General features: G+C 74.2%; 4 protein-coding genes. All 4 read left to right on the forward strand.

The window, feature by feature from the left end:
• Window positions 1-371: hypothetical protein (locus AC2W7G_RS14905; RefSeq protein WP_485869128.1), on the forward strand; the 371-nt coding region annotated here is incomplete at its 5' end.
• A gap of 61 nt (window positions 372-432) precedes the next feature.
• Window positions 433-639 (forward strand): hypothetical protein, encoded by a 207-nt coding sequence (locus AC2W7G_RS14910; protein ID WP_485869129.1) that lies wholly within the window; start codon window positions 433-435, stop codon window positions 637-639.
• A 360-nt stretch (window positions 640-999) separates the two neighbouring features.
• Complete coding sequence (locus tag AC2W7G_RS14915) at window positions 1,000-1,485, forward strand: glycosyltransferase family 2 protein (RefSeq protein ID WP_485869130.1); 486 nt, start codon at window positions 1,000-1,002, stop codon at window positions 1,483-1,485.
• Window positions 1,479-1,820 (forward strand): hypothetical protein, encoded by a 342-nt coding sequence (locus tag AC2W7G_RS14920; RefSeq protein ID WP_485869131.1) that lies wholly within the window; start codon window positions 1,479-1,481, stop codon window positions 1,818-1,820. The genes AC2W7G_RS14915 and AC2W7G_RS14920 overlap by 7 nt, the downstream gene beginning before the upstream one ends.
• Window positions 1,821-1,956: the final 136 nt, after the last annotated feature.

Raw genomic sequence — 1,956 nt, forward strand, 5'->3', positions numbered from 1 at the left:
CCGGCCCGGCGCGTGGACCCGTCCGCTCCTGGTCGCCGACCCGCGCCAGCGCGAGCGCGTCCGGGCCTGGCTCGACGGGCTGCCCGGCGAGGTCGTGCTGGACGTCGCCGGCCCGCGCGAGCGACCCGAAGAACCAGTACCTGCGCTACCAGATGGGCGTGGAGTACCAGACCTCCGGCGACCCCCTGACGGCCGCGAAGCACCTGCGCATCGCCTACCGCCGCTCCGGCCCGACCACCGGCGACTCGCTGATGTCGCGCCACGACCTCGTGCTGCGCCTGCTGCGCGTGCTGGTGCAGATCGGCCTCACCGAGGAGGCGATCGACATGTCGACGTCGAGCTGCCGGCCTACCGCTACTCGGCCGACATGAACTTCGAGGTCGGGCAGGTGCTGCTGCGCCACACGCTCGAGACGCGCCGCGCGCGACCGAGATGCTGCGGCTGGTGGAGGACTGCTGGCTCACCGCCCTGGAGATCGGCGACACGCCGCACCTGGAGGGTGCGATGCGCGGCACCGGCTCGTTCCTGGCCGCGCACAACCTCGCCGCGCTCTACCAGAGCGTGGGCAACCAGCCGGCCGAGGAGCGCTACAAGGCACTGGCCGACGCGCTGCTGGCGAAGGCCTCGGCCGGCCGCTAGCCGACCCCGCGGCCCGTTCGCCGCGGCCGGCGCGCGGGTTCGCGCCCCCATGAGAGCATTCTCATTTCTCCCCGGGATCCCGGGGTTCTCGCGCGTCGTGCGGTGACCTTCGTCACCGCACGGCGTGTTGAGGTTGTGACTCCGGGCGATGCCCCGCAGTGTGGAGACAGAGCCGGGCAGGCACACGCTGCCGCCCCGAACCGGCCGAGCTGAACGAAGCCGCGCAGGTCACCGACGACCTGCCGCCCGACGCCTCGCGTCCCGGTGGACCGTACGCCGCGTCCGCCCGCCAGCCGCCCGTCCCACCTCGCACGCCCGAGACGGCGCACACGCACGTCCGTGTCCCTCCAGGAGCGACTCATGTCCCTCGAGATCGTCATCCCCGCCCACAACGAGCAGCACCGCATCGGCCGCACGCTCACCGCCTACAGCAACGAGCTGATGGGCGACGACCTGCGCATCACCGTCGCCCTCGACGACTGCACCGACGAGACCCGTCGGGTGGTCGACCAGCACGCGCTCGCCGACCACCGCGTCCGCGCCGTGGAGTACCCGCGCCTGGGCAAGGGCGGGGTGATCAACGAGGCGTTCCGGCGCAGCGACGCCGACGTCATCGCCTTCGTCGACGCCGACTGCTCGACGCCGCCGGCCGAGGTCGAGCTGCTGGCCCAGACGCTCGGCGTCACCGGCGCGACGTGGCCATCGCGTCGCGCTGGCACCCCGCCTCGGTGCTGCCCAAGCCCCGCTCGCTGGCGCGTCGCGTGGCCAGCGCCGGGTTCGCGCGCGCCGTCCGGGCTGTCTTCGGGCTGCCCTTCCACGACACCCAGTGCGGCGCCAAGGTGCTGACCCGCCGGGCCGCCGAGCGGGTGATGCCGCTGGTCAGCTCGCGGGACTTCGTGTTCGACGTGGACGTGCTGGTGACCGCCCGCGCCCTCGGCCTGACCGTGGCCGAGGCCCCGACCGTGTGGATCGACCGGGAGGGCTCACGCGTGCAGGTGCTGCGCGACACCGCCCGGATGGCCGCCTCGCTCGGGCGGCTGTGGCTCCACCACCGCATCGTCCCGGTCCGCATGCCCGCCCGCGGGGTGCTGGACCCGCCCGCCTCCCGCCGGCCCCGTGCCGCCTGTGCCCGCCCCCACCGCCCAGGAGGGAATTGTCCATGCGTCCTGACGTCACCCTGATCAGCCCCCCTACCCCGCGCCTCCGGCACCCGCCACGACGGCGAGAGCGGCGTCGCGTCCCTACACCGCCAACCTTGCCCCACGCGCTCGCCGGCGCCGCGCCACGGTGTGCGTCGTCGCCCCCGCAGGTCGACGG

The sequence above is a fragment of the Aeromicrobium sp. PFPM2_SD2 genome, from assembly GCF_057364525.1.

Excerpts from the sequence above, each read along its gene's own strand:
- AC2W7G_RS14910 (WP_485869129.1), top strand. The coding sequence starts at position 433 with ATGCTGCGGCTGGTGGAGGACTGCTGGCTCACCGCCCTGGAGATCGGC.
- AC2W7G_RS14915 (WP_485869130.1), top strand. The coding sequence starts at position 1,000 with ATGTCCCTCGAGATCGTCATCCCCGCCCACAACGAGCAGCACCGCATC.